At 39.3% G+C, this 1,916-nt stretch carries 1 protein-coding gene; it reads left to right on the forward strand.

What is annotated here, in order from left to right:
- On the forward strand, positions 1–1,755 hold a 1,755-nt coding region (locus tag IQ247_RS32065; RefSeq protein ID WP_228060238.1), incomplete at its 5' end, for a serine/threonine protein kinase.
- Positions 1,756–1,916 lie beyond the last annotated feature (161 nt).

Genomic DNA, 1,916 nt, shown 5'->3' on the forward strand with positions numbered 1-1,916 from the left:
TCTCCCCATTCCCTATTTCCCGTGTCTCAACCTAATTTAAATGCGATTCACTGCGTAAATCCAAATTGTTCCCGCCCTTATCCCCAACCGTGGGGAAATAGATTTTGCTTGAGTTGTGGCGCACAATTACAACTTCAAAATCGATTTATTCCGCTCGAACGTTTGGGTTCGGGGGGTTTTGCGAGAATTTATACGGTTTGGGATATTGAGACACAAACAGAAAAAGTATTGAAAGTGCTGGTAGAAACTTCAACGAAAGCACTGGAATTATTTGCTCAAGAAGCAGAGGTTTTACAACGCTTAAAGCATCCCGGTACTCCTCAAGTTGAAAATAATGGGTATTTTTTCCATAGTCTCTCAAGTTCTACGACTAAGTTGGATTTACCTTGTTTGATCATGGAAAAAATCAATGGCCAAACTTTGGAGGAAGTTCCTTATTTGTATCCCCAAGGTTGTCCTCAAGACTTAGTATTAGACTGGTTAAAGCAAGCCGTGGATATTTTGCGGCATCTCCACGAACACATGATTATTCACCGTGACATCAAGCCTTCTAACTTGATGCTGCGTAATCCTCCTCCCAATTTAAAGGGTTCTCAATTAGTGTTAATTGACTTTGGTGGTGCAAAACACTTTAGCGTTGCTGCTGCTCATCGTCAATCGGGTTCCACTAGATTATTTTCTACAGGTTATAGTCCACCAGAACAAGTCACCGGACGCAATGTCGGACCAACGGTGGATTTTTACGCTCTTGGTAGAACAATGATTGAATTGCTTACGGCTAAAAATCCTCAAGATTTGGAAGATCCAATGACAGGAACTTTGCGCTGGCGAGAAGCATTAAAATTTTCAGCAAATGGCAATAATATCAACCCCCTTTTGGTAGATTTACTTGACGATATGGCACAAGAAGAAGTGCGATCGCGTCCCGAAAATGCGGTAATTGTTCAAAAACGTTTACAGCAGATAATTAAATCAACTAAGTCAACATCATATTTACCAGCAAGGCAGCGAAAAGGGATTTTTAAGGAAATCAAAGAATTTGTCGAACAATTTACTGTTGGAATAACCGAAGGTGTAGGTCAAACTACTGTTTTTACGTTCAAGGTAATTATAGGAATAATTCGCGCCTGTTTTGAAACTCTATGGACAATGATTGTTGCGAGTATTGGAGCTTGTATAGGTACAATTGCCGGTTTTTTTCTGGCATTCGGGACAATTTTAGGGGATAAAATCGGCGAAGTAGTGACTAACCTATTATTAGCTTTTACATCCAATCCCCAACCAGTAGTAGGTTCAGAAATCGTTTTATTTGCAGCATCCGGTTTGGGAACCGCTTGGGGAATAACTTTAGCCGGAGGATTCGAGCAAAAGCGGCGATTTTTAATTGCATCATCAATGGGAATAATCGGCTATAGCGGAGGCTGGTTTATTTTACAATTAATTACACCACAGCAAGCATCCGCATGGGTCGGAATGATATTATTTGCCATGTCCATGCTGACTTTGGGTTTAGGACTTCGTTCCCATCAAATCATTCATGCCATAATGACAGCATTGGGTACGGCAATTATTTTTGCAGGCTTAATCAAATTAGGTTTATCACCAACTATATTAAATGGATCGACTCCCTTCGATATATCACAACTGTGGCTAAAAATAGCCTTCTTCTGTGCGTTAGGCATCTTCATGAGTTTTTGGTTGGGGATAAGCAATTATTTAATCGTTCCCACATTACGTCTTTTAGGTTGGAGATAATCAGTTATCAGTTATCAGTTATCAGTTATCAGTTATCAGTTATCAGTTATCAGTTATCAGTTATCAGTTATCAGTTATCAGTTATCAGTTATCAGTTATCAGTTATCAGTTATCAGTTATCAGTTATCAGTTATCAGTTATCAGTTATCAGTTATCAGTTA

It is taken from the genome of Plectonema cf. radiosum LEGE 06105 (genome assembly GCF_015207665.1).
GTDB classification, from domain to species: Bacteria; Cyanobacteriota; Cyanobacteriia; order Cyanobacteriales; family Nostocaceae; genus Rivularia; species Rivularia radiosa_A.